Source organism: uncultured Vagococcus sp., from assembly GCF_963518325.1.
In the GTDB taxonomy this organism is placed as follows: domain Bacteria; phylum Bacillota; class Bacilli; order Lactobacillales; family Vagococcaceae; genus Vagococcus_D.
Genome location: NZ_CAUQJB010000034.1, coordinates 1 through 16451, shown reverse-complemented (window position 1 = coordinate 16451; position 16451 = coordinate 1). Strand labels below are relative to the sequence as shown.

Below are 16451 nucleotides of genomic sequence, written 5' to 3'. Positions count from 1 at the left end.
AACTTGTTTTATTTTATTGAAAAACGTTTTTATTAGTTATTTGCGAATCAACTGCTGGTACCAGTAAAATGACTGCTTTTTCCGTCTAGTTAACGTTCCTTGACCTTGATTGTCTTTATCAACATGAATCAAGCCGTAACGCTTTTCCATCTCTCCTGAGCCAAAACTGACAATATCAATGATTCCCCAAGGGGTATAGCCCATCAGTTCGACCCCATCTTTCGTCACAGCCAAAGCCATTTGCTCAATGTGCTGGCTAAGGTAATCAATTCGGTAGCTGTCATTAATGGTGCCATCCTCTTCCAATTTGTCATAGGCACCAAAGCCATTTTCAACGATGAACAATGGTAAGTTGTAGCGTTCATACACCAGATTTAACGTATAGCGTAAGCCGACGGGATCGATTTGCCAGCCCCAATCACTGGCCTTAACAAAGGGGTTGCTGGTGATTTTCGCAGCTGGAAAATCAGCGATTGGATAGCCATCTACTTCTGCCTGAGTCGTCGTTACCGTTGACATGTAGTAGCTGAAGCCAATGTAATCAACGGTTCCGGCTTTCAGTGCCTCAAGCTCTTCTGAGGTGTAATCAATTTGAAACTGTTTGTCTTGCCAATAGGTTAACATATAATTTGGCAACTCACCGCGAGCATGAACATCACTGTAAAAGAATCGCCGATCCATGACCTTGATTGACGCCATCATATCCTCTGGCTTACATGAGTAAGGGTAAACGGGCACATAAGCCATCATACAGCCAATTTGAAAATCAGGATTAATCCGACGACCTAAGGCCACGACTTTAGCGCTGGCAATCAACTCATTTAACCCTGCCTGATAGACGATTTCCTCGTGATTGTCACCTGGTTCAAAACGAATCGCTGAATTCGTCCAAACATGTAAATCATGCTGACCATCGGCTTGATTGTTAATCTCATTAAAGGTCATCCAGTAGTTGACCTTATCTTTATAACGGGTCATCACCGTTTCGGCATAACGAACAAAAAAGTCAATCAGTTGTTTATTTTTGAACCCGCCATAGGCTTCATACAGATGATAGGGCATCTCAAAATGAGAGAGGGTAATCACCGGTTCAATGCCATGAGCCAATAACTCATCAAACAAGTCATCATAAAACTTCAGCCCCTCTTCGTTTGGTTCCAACTCGTCCCCTTTTGGATAAATCCGACTCCAAGCAATGGACGTTCTAAAACAACTTATTCCCAACTCCGCTAGCAATGCCACATCTTCCTGATAGCGATGATAAAAATCAATAGCTTCATGGTTTGGGTAATAGTTATCTGGAAGGACCCCTTTTGTTATTTCACGAGGAATACCATTGCCACCTGCCGTCATCACGTCTGCAATGCTAACGCCCTTTCCCCCTTGGTCCCAGCCACCTTCTATCTGATGGGCAGCCACTGCGCCACCCCATAAAAAAGTATCTTTAAAAACGTTTTTATCCATAATAAAAGCCCTCCAATATTTTCTACACTTTGAGTATAAGGTTTACTCAAACTGAATGAAAGGGATTTCTTAAGGTTGATACCTTGTACCATCCCCTTGAATGCAAAACCACCCTTGGCACGTAGTGTGCCAAGGGTGGTTTTCATCAAAATAACTTATCCATGTTCAATACTTCTCTAATTAAGCTTTCAACTATATACATGCATGGAATTTGCGAGGTTAAATCCTCGTGTTTATGTAAGAGTTCAATATCTGTTCGGTAGCTTAAAACATGATCTGACATCAAAGCCAAGGTGCTGTTTTGATCAGTTGTGACACAGACTGTATCAAAGTCCGGATGAGTTTTAAAGCCGTTAACCGTTTCCACAACTTCGTTTGTACTGCCACTGATTGACAAGGTAATCAGCACATTAGAAGAGCTGTTGCGCAACTTGCCAAAAAGGGGGAAAGTCGGATCACTGTATGCAAAACTGTTAAAGCCAATAGTTGCTAACTTACGGGCAGCATACTCACAAATAGCTCCCGATGAGCCCATGCCAAAAAAGACAATATTGTCCGCTCTTAAGATTAACTCGGCCACAAGCTTAAGCTTCATCTCGATTTCTTTAGGAAAATTGTGTCGTTCCAACAATTCACTTCCCCTGGAGAAATCACTTCCTTGATAATTCATTTCATGCTCCGTTTTAAAGTGAGTCTTAAACTCCGTAAAGCTCTCATAGCCTAATTTACGAATAAAGCGCATCACTGACGAAGCAGAGGTATGTGATTCTGCTGCAATTTCCCGTACTCGCATATAAGGGATTTTATCACTATCTGTCGACATATAATTATAGATAGCGTGATCCACTTCTGATAATTCATTAAAATTTACCTTACCTAAAAATGACATTTCTTCACCTATTTCATCGTTTGTATGGTGTTTACTATACTATGGATTGAAAAAAATAACTATACTAGGCAAAGATTTACTTGGAGTGACTTAGCTAATGCACTCAAAAAAGCCCTCATGGAGAGAGCCAGCCTATCATTGCTATACCTCATGCCAATCAATACGATGGGTACAAAATGACATTAATTTACTCACTACTGTTGCTTATCTTTGCTAGTTCACCCTTCTTTTTAACTGTTCATAGCAGGTCAACTACCACACAATAGAATAGGGATAATTTTATCCCCTTCAATCTCATAAGCGGCTCGATAGGTCACTCTTTTATAGTTGAATCCCCGCATCCAAATTCCATTAAGATTATCACCTTTTTTCCTTCTCTTGATAAGGAGTATTCGCAACGTCTTTATAAATAACATCCATATTTTCCATTTAGTGATTGTTCTTTTATTATGTTTCACTAGTATTGCGAAGATTTAACATTGGCATAAAACTTGTATTCAAGTTTTTCATGAACAATAAAATGGACTAGTATATGGATAAATATCCCTCAAAAACATCATTTCAGGAATGGGTATCGTCAATAAAGTTGAAAAACTTATCAACGGATGCTCAAACGAACCTTTTATTATCATCGGTTTGATCTGGCAGAGCGCTGGTTGAGACACATTATTCCGATACAATCGTTTAACCTGTCGCTGGTACCCTTGGTTTAAAAGTTAAGTACTGAACATTTTCTGGAAGTGGTCATCCGTTTTGTCAATTTTTCAAGAAATTAATAAACCAGAATATCCTGACTTCTTCTACTTTACACTAGTGATAAGATTTAATCGTATTTGATTGCACACCTTTATCTAATAAGGAATTCTTTAAATAAGCATGTAACAACCATCTAACATCTTGTATCTTGTAACAAAATCAGGTAACAAACCTGTCGTATCAATGAATTCCAGATCAATTATCGTTGGATTTTTGTTTATTTAGTGATAAAGATTTTTGTTTATTTAGTGATAAAATAAAAGTGAAAAAAATAACGCTTACAAGAGGAGGGGGTGAAAACATGAAGAAAAGTATTTATATTCTTATTCTTAGCCTAGCTTCAATATTTCTTTTTTCACAAAAAGTAAATGCTTCCACTAATATTGATGTTTCTGTGATAGACTCTTCAAGTGGAGGTTCGCTAGTGTTAAATGAAGAAGCGTTGGATATTGAGTCTTATGTGTTAGAAATTTCAGGGAAATATTTTACAATCAAAGACGATAAGTTAACAGAAACAGCATTTTCTGTGTTGCCTTCGGACTATATCAAACAAAGTTTAATTCGCGCTGCTACAGACAACTTTTATCCGATTTTGAAGAACGGTACTTCTTGGAGGAGAGGATACGCTGTTTCTAATGGTCAAAGAGTATCTTATGCGAATACCCCTAGCGCTGGTGGAACTAGAAATAGAACTGTGACAGCTAAAATGGGGAATACGACATATGTGAACTGGACTTTAGACGTAGGCAGATCTGTTGACAGCTTTACAACTAAAAGTACGGGTAATTTAACACTGGATTTAAAAAACTTGAGTGCAGAATCTCAATACAATATCTCTGTAACGTTGTAAAGATGAATCATAAAGAATAGCTCTTTACTTAACCTATGATTCTTCTGATGCGTTCTTTTTTGAATGAATGGCAAAAATTCAAAATATGTTCCTATATCAAAACAGGCGTTAATGACTTTACTTATTAACGCCTGTTTAGTATAAGCTAGTTTTCAGTTCGGGATTGTTTATTTACTGCTTTTCATATCATTCATTTCTTTTTTTAACCTATCTTGCATAGTCCCACTACTTAATCTTAAAATACTGTCATAAAACATCGCTATTTCCTCTTCATTATCGACATCAACGTATTTTAATTGTAACTTAATATTCTCAAAGAGCTCTTTTTGCTTTTTCACGTCTTCGACGATAATAAGTAATGTGTCTTTCACCTTAATAGCATTGAGTCTTCGTACATCAGAATAGATTTTAGTCAATTCTTGTTCTGTTGGAAAACCTAATAATTCAGCTCCACCATTCTTTTCTCCGCTTCCTAAGATAACGCTTTCTGAATAAAACGTATTCAAACTGGATAGAATCTTATAAACCTCAATAATCGAGCTAATCCTCATATTAAGAGAATTAGCCATCTGTTCTGTTTTCTCTTTTTTTCTTAGTGGGTTATCATAAATTTTGTTTACTTGAATCGTTGATACTTCTTCACTAAACTTAATACTTTGTTTTTTTAGATCTAAAAATTTTGACTCAGTCGTTTTCATATCCGGTAACAGAATTGAGGCATTTTCTAATAGTGAATCCAAATTGTTATTCGCCTTTATTATTGAATTTTCAAGCGTTATCAACTGAGTTTCCACTTTCTTATTGTTATTCTCCAAAATAATATTAAGCGCTAGCACTGATAAAATTATTGTAGCCACACCTAGCAATATAACTACATAATTAAACATGGACAACTTATGTCTAGTTTTTTTCATTTTTACTGAAATCGTTTCTTTATCTTTCTCGTCACTTATTAATTGATCTAATGAGATTTCAAATACCTCAGTAATTTTTATTAGTAAATCAATATCTGGCAGGGTGTCGCCATTTTCCCACCTTGAAATAGTTTGTCTTGAAACATGAATAATCTCAGCCAATTCTTGTTGTGACCACTCTTTTTCTTTTCTTAATGAATGTATTCTACTTCCAATATCCATAATAATTCCTCCTTATATTGAAGATACACTTCATTGAGTTAAATGAAAAGCACTATTATAGACCATTTGCGATTTTCCTTGTACCAAACTTGATACAATAGATATCAGATGCCTTTGAAGTAAACGTTAATTAGAATCTTAGTGAGTCGGCTAGACACTTCATTTTGGACTTACTCATATGGGACTGAGTAATACATGAGTTCAACTTGGATATGTTGGTTCAATTGAACTTACTTGTTTTCTATTTCGCGATTTTATAAGGCGTTCGAGGAAGGAGCTGAAGGGGCGATTTCACTTCTTCCTCGACTATCTGTTATCTGGAACCTTCTCGTTTTTGAAAATCAGTTTAATTGATGTCATCTAGTTTAGCTAATAGTTCTTGATTGAATTGATTAAGACTAAAACATTCATCATAAAGTAAAGCTGCGATGATTTGTCTCGAAATATGTCCAACGGCCCCTTCAACTGATGCCTTATCTTTAGCCGTTCTCACTCGTGCTGGGACGACAACTGTTTGGTAATAATCAGCTAATTCTCCATAAGCTTCGTCTATGATTGGCTCATATTTGTCAGACTTAATAACACCGGTACGTAAATTATCGGGAACCAATACTTCCGATACGCCACCAAAATAATTGAAGGGATTAATATGTGCAGTTGGCCAGCTGTCCCTCTTCAAATCTAAGAACCCTTCGACATAGCTATATTGACTATAGGGGGGTGTCGCAATAAACATATAAACGTTAATCGTCTCGCCTGTCTCTCGATCTTTAGGCCTCAGAGTTGAAACAGCCCAGTCAGTCTCAATAAGCTCTCCTAGTTTTCGTCTGATTGGCATCGTTAGTTTGTATTTCTTGGCATGTTTCCCGTAATTCTCACCAATGGTTCGATAAGCATATGGAATTTTATGGTGGCGCCTTGCCTTGTCCTCATACCCAAGATGAAAACGCTTTAATGTGACGTTTTTTTCATCAGCTCTTGATAAATCTCATCCCAATTAATTGGGAAGTAACCTTTCTCTAATGCTTGTTTTTCAGGGAAAGGAAAGTCTTCAAGCCACTGGTTTGTCATGGCGTCTGTTAATTCCTCAAGCCCTTTCATTTTTGCTTGTTTAATGACATCAGACACTCTTTGCCACGCATTTCCGGTGATAGAACTGATTGTTCGTTGCGCAATGTTGGATAAGTGCAGTTCTAATATCTTTCGATACTGAATCAAAAAAACATCCTGTATAATCATAGTGTCACGCTTAACTCGTGCCTCTTAATTATACAAGTTGTTTTCATTTAACCGGGTTGGTCTACTTCCCCTCATCAGCCATTTTGTCCGCAGTATTCAGGCTAACATCCAGACCCCAAGTCAGCCTTTCTTTCACTTGATACCCATGTGAAAGGGGCTTGTTTTTAATTGATTCCCATACTCAATATTTCGCGAATATCAGCTTCTGTTAATTTCGCTAATTGTTGTTCTTCTTCAGCGTTCATGACTTTATCAAAGAGTTCCCGCTTCTCTTGTTGCAGCTTGTTCATCTTCTCTTCAATGGTTCCTTCCGCAATTAAGCGCCAGACTTCAACCACCTTTTTCTGACCCATCCGATGGGCACGTCCGGCAGCCTGTTCTTCTACAGCAGGGTTCCACCATAAATCGTATAAGATTACCGTGTCAGCTCCGGTTAAGTTCAAGCCGGTTCCCCCCGCTTTCAGGGAAATCAAAAACACATCTTTTTCGCCGCTGTTAAAAGCCTCAACCATCTCAATCCGGTCCTTAGGCTTAGTGCTGCCTCGCAGATAAAAACTCTCAATTCCCAACTGATCAAACTCTCTTTCGATAATGCTTAACATGCTGGTAAATTGCGAGAATAATAAGACACGACGACCGTTTTCCTTAGCGGCAATCACCAGTTCCTTAACTTGTTCCAGCTTTCCAGAATCCCCTTGATAATCCTCAATAAAGAGAGCTGGATCACAACAAATCTGACGCAAGCGAGTCAAGCCAGCTAAAACGGAAATGCGATTTTTTCTAAAACTATCGGCACTCATACTGGAAATCGATTCTTGCATTTGACGCAAGTGAGCTAGGTAAACTGTCTTTTGTTCCTCGGTCAACGAACTGTATAGATTTGACTCAATCTTATCAGGTAAGTCTTTTAAAACTTCTTTTTTCTCACGACGAAGAACAAATGGCTGAATCATCTTGGCAATTTCTTCGGTTTCCAAGTTTTTAAACTTGGCACGTGATGGGAAAAATCCAGGCATTAACATGTAAAACAATGACCATAATTCTTCCAAATCATTTTCAATCGGCGTCCCGCTAAAAGCAAAGCGATGGGTGGTTTTTAAATCCTTAATCGCTTGGAAGGTTTTTGTAGCTGAGTTTTTGACCATTTGAGCCTCATCTAAAATCAAACAGTGAATGTCCAGTTCCTGATAGAGCTCAATGTCCTGACGAATACTTGCATAAGAGGTAATCAACAAATCGCAATCCCCTTCTTCTTGCAACAACCGTTCCCGCTCAGCTTTGCTGCCAGTCACCACACAGGTCGTCAAACTTGGGGCAAACTTTTGACACTCGATTTGCCAATTATAGATCAAACTGGCCGGTGCCACAATTAATGAAGGGGCGCCAATGTTTTTTTCTTTTTCAGACAAGAGATAGGTGATGCCTTGAACGGTTTTCCCTAGTCCCATATCATCGGCTAAAATTCCACCAAATTGGTAGTCACTCAGCATTTTTAGCCAGCGAAAGCCGACTTTTTGATAATGGCGCAAATCAGCTTCTAAATTTTCAGGAATCGGATAATCCAAAGATTCTGGTTTTGTCAGCTTTTCAACCATCACTTTAAAGTCCTGACTAAAGGTCGTATTCGCAACGTCTTCCAAGGCTTCTTCCACTTGCAATCCCCGGTATTTAGGAATTAAGAATTTGCCATCTTGATACTGTAGTTGCCCTCTTAATTTAGATAAGGCTTCACTGGTTTGTTGGAAGGCATCTGAATCCAAGGATAAAATTTGTCCATTGGACAACTGATAAAAGCTTTCCTGATTGAGTAAGCTCAATAAAATGGCGTCAATATCAGTTTCATCAATATTGGAAACATCAAAACGAATATCCAACCAAGAACCTTCTTCAAAGACCTCGATTTGAGGCTGAAACTGAACCGCATCCAGATAGAGACTACTTAGATCCGGCGCAATTTCCACCTCAGCAAATTTCCGCAAATAGGGAATTTCCGTTGAAAAGAGCTGGTATAATTCCGCTTTTTCAGGCAGTGGTTTGCTGTAACCAACGGCCCGCTTTGTATAGTGATAACGGCTTAATAGTTTCTCAATCCGACTCTCCTGAACTTGATTGCGAATAACTAAGGCAGTTTTATCGGTTTTAGTTGAGTGAGCCTTATCTGTCGAAAAAACTTCTTCGCCGTATTTAAAGTCCACTCGCATGTTGAGTTTGCCCTTAGTAGCTGACAAGTAAAGACCTGTTTTAACGGGCACTTGAATCATTTCAGTTTGAAGACTCTCATCGACTTTCAGCAAGCCAATTTTCTCCAAAGCCGGCAGAACATAGGAAAAGAGGTCGGCCACTTCCTCTGCCTCATAATAAATAATCGGCGTCTCCACTCGTTTTAATAACTGAGTCAAGGTCTGATAAATCTCTTGTTGAGCCGTTGTCATCTCGTAAATTGTCACACCACGACTGACCCACTGGTAGGTCTCCCAGTAATGGTCAATGCCATTGCTAATTTTCAAATTAAACCCCGTATGTTGTGGTTCCACTTCAAAAACAATTGGCAATTTTCCACTGGAAAAAAAGAGCTTACGAGTGGTTTTTTCGCCAATCGTCAGGTGCAGTTTATCGTGACGCAGCAACGTCGTTAAGAAGGGCTTCAATTCTTTGACCGGCAAAAGCAAGAAGCGCTGCTTGACACTGCCTTTTAACTGGACACCACTGCTGGCAACCATCTGGTTATTTTGATAAATACCCAAAGCATCTGTCAATAGGCTATAATCAGTTTCACTGAAATTAAGGGCCGCTAGAGAAAAGAGGTATTTGTCGCTGTGGCGAAATTTTTCTTGTTTAGCAAAAGCTTGTAAAAATTCACTAGCATTTTTAACGGCATAGGTCCGTCCGTCTAAATAACCGATTTTGAAGCTTAAACCAAAGACTGCTTTTTCCGGATGGTAGTTGGAAATTTCCAAACTTTCCACCATAAATTCGACTTTTAACAGTGCTTCTTCTTCCAGGGCTTGTTTGGTTTCTTTATCTTGGAGTTTCGCAAAACTGTCTGTCACAATTTTTGATAAAGAAGGCGCTTTGTAAGTCGTTTTTAAATCTTTGTTTTGCTTTAAGACGCGATTGAGCCCTTTATCTCTCAGTGCCAATTCAACGGCCACCGTGTGTTTGCAATACCCGTTTTCTTGCCAGTAAGCACAGGTACACACATCTTTTTCACGAGGAGTACCATCTAATTCCACTTGATAAATGGCTGAGCCAATCACCTCAGCATGCCATACTTCTTGGGTTAGATCTTGGGTGATGGCCGTCACACGGCCTTCATCGGCATATTTACGTCCTCTTTGAATAATTCTTTCAGGAATGGTCCACTTCATCTTTTTTCCGCCTCTTCTTAGTCTGCTGTCTGATAACGGATGCTACTGATACCTGTTCCGCTAGCCACGACTTGCAATTGTTGAGGAATCCGTTGTTTTAATTCACGGACGTGACTGATAATCCCAATCATCCGCCCTTGGCCTTCAATTAATTCTAGGGCGTCCATGGCTTGTTCCAAAGCATCTTCATCTAAGGAACCAAAGCCTTCATCGATAAACATGGCGTCTATTTGAATCCCGCCTGCTTGATTTTGCACCACCTCTGCCAAGGAAAGGGAGAGGGATAAGGCTGCAATAAAACTTTCACCACCTGACAAGGTGTTAACACTGCGTACAGCTCCCACATTATCGTCGTATATGTTGATTTCCAACCCCGTTTGACTCTTGTATGAACCTTGACTCTCACTTAATTCAAAACTATAACGATTATTCGTCAATTGAATCAAACGTTGATTGGCCACTCGCAAGATTTCTTCAAAATAAGCTTGGAGCACATAGCGCTCAATGCTCATCTTATTGTAAGGCCCATCTCCATTAGCCACTTCTGATAATTGATTGAGCTCTGCTAGCTCCTGCCATTTATCACTAAGGTCAGCCTGCTGCTGGCGAACGTCTTTGGCAATGCTTTGATTGTGCGCCAGCTGCTGTTCCTGTTCCACCACGTGTCGTGATTTCACTAATATCTCTTGATCAAGGTTGGCCAACTGATGCTCTTCTAAACTAATATCCGGCTGTTCGGCCTCTTTAAGTTTCCCGTTGACTTGTTCCAACTGGGCTTGTAATGTCAATTGCTGACGATTAAACGTCTCAATCGCTGTTCTCAGATTGGGGACCTCTGACAGATTCCCTAACTCATCTAGAAGCTCACTTAATTGATAGTCGTATGGACTAGCTGCCAACTGAGCATCTAACTGGGTGGTCAATTGCTCACAACGGCTTGTTTCTTTAGCCAACTGTTCACTTAAATGACTGATGCTACTTTCCCCCACTAGGAGCTGATTTCCCAAGGCTGTTAATTGAGCTTTTAAGCCTGCCAAGGTCTCTTCCCACTGCTTGACACTCTCAGCCAACTCGGCTTGAATGCTGGATAAATCAGTCATTTCCGCCCATTTAGTTGGCAGTTGTTGTCTGATGGTCGCCATGGTTGTCTCACGTTTTAATTGTTCACTGGCTAGGACTTGCTGTTGTCCCTTACAGTCTTCAATTTGCTCCTCCAGCACACTTTGTTCCTCTTGAATGTGTTGATGGCTTTCTTTAAGTAGTTTTAACTCAGCTAAAGCCTTGACTGTCTTCTCTTGGTTAGCCAAGACCTCTTGGTGTCTTCGGTTAAGGGTGTCAATCCGCACAGGCCAGCTGTCCGACAAGCTGTCAGCGCCTGTTTCTTGATACCAGCTCTCTTCTTTAGCCAGTTGCTGGACGAAGGTTGCCTCTTCCTTTTCAAGGTACTCACAGGTTTGCTGGGATTTTGCCAGACTTTCTTTGAGTTCTTGGAGGGCCTGTTCTTTTGCCTCCAAGTTTCTTTCAGCATCTTTGATCTCAGCTACCGACCAGTTTTGGTCACGATGCGGTTCTGGGTGCTCCGTAGCTCCACAAACTGGGCAAGGAGCCCCTGGCATTAAATCCAAGCTCAAACGAGCAATTTGCAAACTGGCAACTTGACTTTTGGCTTGCTGGAATTGACTTTCACATTCTGGCCAACTGCTTTCCAACACATTTAGTTGCTGTTTTTCTCGACTCAATTCACTGGTTTTGGCAGTTAAGGATTGGGAAAGCTGGCTGGCTTGTTGCCCTCTATTAAGCAATTGTTCCAAGTGATACAGTTCTGTTATTAGCTGTTCTTTTTCGGCTTGTAACTGCTCCCCCTTGGCTAGCCTTTCCTCCGCCTTTTTTAACGCCTGCTGATTGTTGCCTTTTCGCTCATTTAACGTCGCTAGAGTTGCTGCTAGTTGGGTTAATTCAACTTTTAACTGGGCTAGACGTTCAGAATGTCCCTTGCGTTCAGCCAAAAGAGGGGCTAATTGAATCAGTTGAGCCAATTCCGCCTGCTGTTCCTTGATTTCCTGCTCTTTAGTCAACAAGCTAGCTTCTTCTCTTGCTACTTGCTTCTCTTGCTCAATGGTTCTCTCACGTTCCTCTTGAGCGCTAGCCAAAAGGCCTGCTACACGCTGACTTTCCATGACACTTTCTTGATAGCGACGTATGTCACCCTCTTGTTGAGACACCCACTCCAACTGAGCCAAGCGAACTTCCTGAGCCTTTATTTGATGGCTTTCAGCCCTCAAGGCCTCAAATCGTTCCTGCAGTTGTTGCCGTTCTTCAAAAAGCAATAGGAGGGCTTTTTTTTGATTGTAACGATCTGCCACTTTTTGCTGCTCTTGGCGATCCTGGCTGAGTGCCTTCTCCGTCTCGCTGATTAGGAGCTGATACTGCTGCTGTTGCTCCTCTAAGAGGGCCAAACAGTCCTCAATCCCTGTCAGTTCTGCGGCCTTTTCTGCAAATTCAGGCTGCCATTTCAGCTGTTTCAACAATAATTGAATGGCATTCCCCGCTTGTTCCAATTCCTTCTGGTAATCTTTTTTTCGGGCTTTTAGCCCTTCAGCTAATTGCCGATAAAGGGTTGTGTTAAACAATTTTCGCAAAACTACTTCTTTATCACTACTGTTAGCATTCAAAAACTTGCGAAAATCCCCTTGAGGCAATAGGACAATTTGGGTAAACTGCTGTGCATTGAGATGCAGCAACTCTTCTAAGTACAATTGAACATCTCGGGCTTTCGTCAGTTGTTTAATCTCTTGTTCGTCATGAAAAACCGTCAACCTGACTTTAGCTGGCCGAGTCGTGGTCCCTTCGCCGACCTTTTTTGCCAACACTTGCTCTGGTTCTCGCTCCACCAGATAGCGATGCTCACGATGAGCAAATTCAAAAATAACTGACGTTGGCTCACTGGCCGCAGCAAAGTTGGATCGCATCTCTTTCCCTTGACGAATGCCGCCAGTCGTTTCACCATATAAAGCAAACGTCATGCCGTCAAATAATGTGGTCTTGCCCGCTCCAGTTTTACCGCTAATCAGAAAAAGCGGACTTTGATAAAAACGACTAAAATCAACCGTTTCAGCTTGATAAGGGCCAAAATTTTGCAACCTTAAGCTCATGGGTTTCATCTACTGTTCCCCCTTTTCAATCTGACTGATTTCGGCCTCTAACCACGCTACTTGCTTCTCTGAAAGTGGCTCACCTGTGGTCTCGCTAAAATAATTGGCGAATAATTCCGTTGGACTGGTGACTTGAATCGCCTCTGTGGTTTTACGACTGGCTTGTTTAATATCACGACCAAAGGCCCGCTCCAGTTGAATGATGCGTGGGTAAATGGTTCGCAACTGAGTCATCACATTGGGGATCACGCCACGGTCCGTCAATGAAATAGCTAAATAGTTATCCCGTTGGATCGTGTCATAATAAGCCGGATCCATTAAGGTCGCAAAATCGGTTTCCAATACGTTTAAATCCCGTAAAAAAGGCAGTTCCACAAAGTCAAAGGTCGTCTCATGACCAACGTCAACAATCCACACGCCTTTTGGTTGATTGACTTCCGAGGTAGAATATTTTAATAAGGAGCCGCTATAACGAGCATTTGCTCCATTTAACGCATTTTTATAATGTAAATGCCCCAAAGCCACATAATCAAAGTCACTTAGAAGCGCTAGTGGTACCACGTCTAACCCGCCAACGGTGACTTTCGTTTCTGAATCTGAAGTTGAACTACCTGCCACAAAAAAATGAGCGACTAAAACTTGTTGTTTATCCCCTTGAAAGCTTTTACGCATCTCAGCAATCACCGCTTCCATGGCCACATCAATCGAACGAATGCTGTCATCTTGGAAGTACTGACGAGCTTCAAAAGGCTCGAAGTACGGCAATAAATACAGCTGAACATCGCCACATTCAACTGGTCTAAAAGCTTGTTCCAACCGGGTGTGTAAATGAAAATTTAGCGCTTCAAACCATGGCCCCCCGGTTTCCAAACGAGTGGCACTGTCGTGATTCCCTGAGATTGCAAAAACAGGATAGGCCGCTTTTAAATTCATGTCGATTAACATCTGATTAAATAATTCCACCGCTTCAACTGCCGGTACTGTACGGTCGTACAAATCCCCAGCAATAATAATGCCGTCAACTTTCTCAGTAGCAGCTAGTTTCATCACTTGTTCAAAGGCATAGCGCTGCTCTTCCAATAAATCAAAACCATTTAGTTTCTTGCCAATATGCCAATCCCCAGTATGTAGAAATTTCATGTCATCACCTCTCAAAAAACATCTTCCCACCATTATACCAAATTTTCATTAGAAACTGAAAAGACAGGGGTAGAAAAATAAAAAAAGTAAGCCATTCGCATAATGAATGGCTTACTTCAGTGAGAACTCTCTTAAATTTTGAAAAATTTGATCTTTTCACGCATTTCATTGGTCATTTGACCTAAATTCATTGCAGCAGCCGAAACTTCTTCTGTAGAGGCTGACATCTCCTCAGCCGACGCGGCGATTTCTTCTGCCGATTCCGAAACGGTCTCGGAAATTTCCCTCGTTTCACTGACTTCTTTTAGAATAGTCTCGCGACTGTCATTAATCGCCGTTGCTGACTCTTCTGCCGTTTCAATTTTTGGTACTATTTCTTCAACTGCCTTAATGATGCCGTTAAAAGAGCGTGATGCTGCTGAAATATGTTTACGTTGAGAAGCGATTTCCTGATCAACAGACGCGGTCGAACTAATCATGCCTTCCGTATCTGCATAAACATCCTCAATTAACGTTTTAATTGTTTCCGAAGAGTGTTTACTTTTCTCTGCCAATTTGCGAATCTCATCAGCTACCACGGCGAACCCTCTGCCAGACTCACCCGCTCGCGCTGCTTCGATTGCCGCATTTAAGGCCAAAAGATTGGTCTGTTCCGCAATTCCATTGATCAACTCCGTCATTTCATTGACCTGTTTCATATTATTCCCAACAGAATCTACCCGTTGAATCAATTCTTTAATCGAACGGTCTAAGGTTTCAAACGACTCCATCAGCTCCGTCATACCACCTTGGCTGCGATTAGCTAATTGATTAATATTCTGTGACGACTCCCCCACTTCATGAATCGCCCCAGTCATAAAGTGAATCATCTGACTAAAACTGGCAACAATTTGGTCCACGGTTTTTAGTTTCTCATACTGATTCCCTGTTCCCATAGAGACTTCACTGACAGAAACTGCCACAGTTTCAGCAGTTGCAGCCATTTCTTGAGAGAAAGACGAGAGATTTTGCGCATTGTCATCAATTTGAGTCGATGCCAATTGGAAGCTTTGAACCACCTCTTTCAAATTAAGCTGCATCTCTTGCAACGAACGCCCAATCTCCCCTAATTCATCTTGACGTGCCAGATCCTGCGCTTCAAACTCATTAACCAAATTACCTGCTGAAACACTTTGGGCAATTTTGCTGTAGGTTTTAGCGGCTTTTCCAAGTTTGCTTGCAAAACGCCAAATCACAAAAGTCACAATCGTAATACCTAGTATACTGATCAGGGTAAAAATCAGCAACAGGCGATTAGAATCAGCTTTTAGCTTACCTTCATTGACCGTGATACCAATCTTCCAATCGTTCAATGGTAATGTTTGATAGTAAAAACGTTCTTTGCCATTTTTACCTTTGTACTGACTTTGACCAGATTTATTTTTTAACATGGCTTTGCCACTGTCAGCTAAGGATTGATTTGGATCTGTTGAAATTTTTTGGGTCATAAGCTGCTCTTTAGGTGCACCGCCTAGATAAGTGCCATCCGTATCCACAAGGATGGCCTTCCCATCAAAATCAATCTTTAAGTCAGCGATTAATTGTTGAATACTAGAAATATCAATATCAACTGTGGAAACCCCAATAAATGTCTCTCCCCGATACATCGGATAAGTCGTTGTGACCATCCCAACGTTGGTTTTAGGATCGTGATAAGATTTTGTCCAACCACCAGCTTTATTGGCTTTGCCGACCGTATACCACTCTGTGTCCCAAATCCTATCTAATCCCACCGTATAACTGCGATCGGCCACTACCTTGGCATCTTCTTTGTGGGCAAAAGGGGCAAACTGCTTCCGTTCACCTACAGTAAAAGGTTCAAACCAAATTCCCATGCCATACGTTTCCGGATATAAGGGTAGTTGCTTCATCAACAGAGCTTCATAATCGCCTTCTGCCATTTTCCCTAAGGAACTTTCCACACTTTTCGCAGTGCTTTGAGCCAATGCCTGCTGTGTTTGTAAAATCATGTCGATGGATTTAACTGTTTCATTCAATTTTGTTTCCATTTGAATCGTCACTTGCTTTTGAATAATCTTCGTGGCAAATGTGTACCCCACAACAGATATGGTAATTAAAATAATTAGGATAATCGGGATAATATTTAAAGAAATGACTGTTGTTAAACTTGTTTTTTTACTCTTGCCTTTGCCTTTCACTTACTCTCCTCCTATTGATTCAAAAATGTCTAATAAAATTGCTTAATACCTTATTAATCGGCACTTTTCCCTTTTTATTAAGCCACTCAACAAAATCCCTACTAAAAGAATATCCCGTCACGTCTCGCTTTAACCAATCAAACAGTTGAGCTGATACATCTGAATTAACCGGATTTTTCTAGCACTCCATATCAACTCGCCCCACTTTAACCAATCAAACAGTTGGGATGATACATCTGAATTAACCGGATTTTTCTAG

The 16451-nt window shown here is 40.6% G+C and carries 10 protein-coding genes; 1 reads left to right on the top strand and 9 read right to left on the bottom strand.

Annotated elements, in window-relative coordinates; all coding sequences use genetic code 11:
- Window positions 1-36: 36 nt before the first annotated feature.
- Window positions 37-1464, bottom strand: coding sequence for a 6-phospho-beta-glucosidase (locus tag RWN13_RS19680; RefSeq protein WP_314067228.1), 1428 nt, complete (start codon window positions 1462-1464; stop codon window positions 37-39).
- A 145-nt stretch (window positions 1465-1609) separates the two neighbouring features.
- Window positions 1610-2353 (bottom strand): MurR/RpiR family transcriptional regulator, encoded by a 744-nt coding sequence (locus RWN13_RS19675; RefSeq protein ID WP_314067226.1) that lies wholly within the window; start codon window positions 2351-2353, stop codon window positions 1610-1612.
- A gap of 1057 nt (window positions 2354-3410) precedes the next feature.
- On the opposite strand from RWN13_RS19675, the gene RWN13_RS19670 reads away from it, so the two are divergent.
- Window positions 3411-3959, top strand: a complete 549-nt coding sequence (locus tag RWN13_RS19670; protein ID WP_314067223.1) for a hypothetical protein — start codon at window positions 3411-3413, stop codon at window positions 3957-3959.
- 167 nt (window positions 3960-4126) lie between these two features.
- Here the strand turns inward: RWN13_RS19670 and RWN13_RS19665 are convergent, their stop codons facing one another.
- The 7 genes from RWN13_RS19665 to RWN13_RS19635 form a co-directional block, all read right to left on the bottom strand.
- Window positions 4127-5095 (bottom strand): helix-turn-helix transcriptional regulator, encoded by a 969-nt coding sequence (locus tag RWN13_RS19665; protein WP_314067221.1) that lies wholly within the window; start codon window positions 5093-5095, stop codon window positions 4127-4129.
- A gap of 346 nt (window positions 5096-5441) precedes the next feature.
- Window positions 5442-5933, bottom strand: a complete 492-nt coding sequence (locus RWN13_RS19660) for a hypothetical protein (protein WP_314067219.1) — start codon at window positions 5931-5933, stop codon at window positions 5442-5444.
- A 113-nt stretch (window positions 5934-6046) separates the two neighbouring features.
- On the bottom strand, window positions 6047-6313 hold the full coding sequence (locus RWN13_RS19655) for a hypothetical protein (RefSeq protein ID WP_314067218.1): 267 nt from the start codon (window positions 6311-6313) through the stop codon (window positions 6047-6049).
- Between the two features lie 185 nt (window positions 6314-6498).
- Window positions 6499-9702: a DEAD/DEAH box helicase gene (locus RWN13_RS19650; RefSeq protein ID WP_314067215.1), complete on the bottom strand. Its 3204-nt coding sequence runs from the start codon at window positions 9700-9702 to the stop codon at window positions 6499-6501.
- 17 nt (window positions 9703-9719) lie between these two features.
- Window positions 9720-12863 (bottom strand): SMC family ATPase, encoded by a 3144-nt coding sequence (locus RWN13_RS19645; RefSeq protein WP_314067213.1) that lies wholly within the window; start codon window positions 12861-12863, stop codon window positions 9720-9722.
- Window positions 12864-13994, bottom strand: a complete 1131-nt coding sequence (locus tag RWN13_RS19640; protein ID WP_314067211.1) for an exonuclease SbcCD subunit D — start codon at window positions 13992-13994, stop codon at window positions 12864-12866.
- Window positions 13995-14125: 131 nt separating this feature from the next.
- Window positions 14126-16192, bottom strand: coding sequence for a methyl-accepting chemotaxis protein (locus RWN13_RS19635; protein WP_314067209.1), 2067 nt, complete (start codon window positions 16190-16192; stop codon window positions 14126-14128).
- Between the last annotated feature and the right edge of the window lie 259 nt (window positions 16193-16451).

Coding starts and splice junctions, on each gene's coding strand:
- RWN13_RS19645 (WP_314067213.1), bottom strand. CDS start 12,863: ATGAAACCCATGAGCTTAAGGTTGCAAAATTTTGGCCCTTATCAAGCT.
- RWN13_RS19670 (WP_314067223.1), top strand. CDS start 3,411: ATGAAGAAAAGTATTTATATTCTTATTCTTAGCCTAGCTTCAATATTT.
- RWN13_RS19665 (WP_314067221.1), bottom strand. CDS start 5,095: ATGGATATTGGAAGTAGAATACATTCATTAAGAAAAGAAAAAGAGTGG.
- RWN13_RS19660 (WP_314067219.1), bottom strand. CDS start 5,933: ATGCCAATCAGACGAAAACTAGGAGAGCTTATTGAGACTGACTGGGCT.
- RWN13_RS19680 (WP_314067228.1), bottom strand. CDS start 1,464: ATGGATAAAAACGTTTTTAAAGATACTTTTTTATGGGGTGGCGCAGTG.
- RWN13_RS19675 (WP_314067226.1), bottom strand. CDS start 2,353: ATGTCATTTTTAGGTAAGGTAAATTTTAATGAATTATCAGAAGTGGAT.
- RWN13_RS19650 (WP_314067215.1), bottom strand. CDS start 9,702: ATGAAGTGGACCATTCCTGAAAGAATTATTCAAAGAGGACGTAAATAT.
- RWN13_RS19640 (WP_314067211.1), bottom strand. CDS start 13,994: ATGAAATTTCTACATACTGGGGATTGGCATATTGGCAAGAAACTAAAT.